Origin of the sequence: Streptomyces beijiangensis, assembly GCF_017315755.1 — a bacterium.
Classification (GTDB): domain Bacteria; phylum Actinomycetota; class Actinomycetes; order Streptomycetales; family Streptomycetaceae; genus Streptomyces; species Streptomyces beijiangensis.
This window is the reverse complement of the sequence record NZ_JAFLRJ010001516.1, coordinates 1-387: the sequence shown is the minus strand read 5'-3', so window position 1 is coordinate 387 and position 387 is coordinate 1. Positions and strand designations below refer to the sequence as shown.

Below are 387 nucleotides of genomic sequence, written 5' to 3'. Positions count from 1 at the left end.
CCAACCCGTGGGTGACCGGCGGCGAGTCGGCCGAACTCGCCCTGGCCCTCTGGGTGATGGGCGAGTCCGACCGCGGGCTGGAGGTGCTCCAGTCCATTCAGCACCTGCGCGATCCGGAGACCGGCCTGTACTGGACGGGGTACGTCTTCGACGACGAGGCGATCTGGCCGGTCGAGCTGACCGCCTGGACGGCCGGTTCGCTGCTGCTGGCCGTCGCCGCACTCGGTGGTCACGAGGCCACCTGCGCGGTCTTCAGCGGCGACCGCCTCCCGAAGGGCCTCGACCCCGACTGCTGCACCCGGGTCTGACCGGGGACACGGCCGCCGGGGCAGCAGCGCCCCGGCGGCCGCGGGCGAAACCCCTCGTGCTCAGCGCCGGTGGAGGCTG

The 387-nt window shown here is 73.6% G+C and carries 1 pseudogene; it reads left to right on the top strand.

Features of this window, described 5'->3' with window-relative positions:
* A pseudogene (locus tag J0695_RS42500) lies at positions 1-308 on the top strand (prenyltransferase); the annotation flags it as partial.
* Positions 309-387 lie beyond the last annotated feature (79 nt).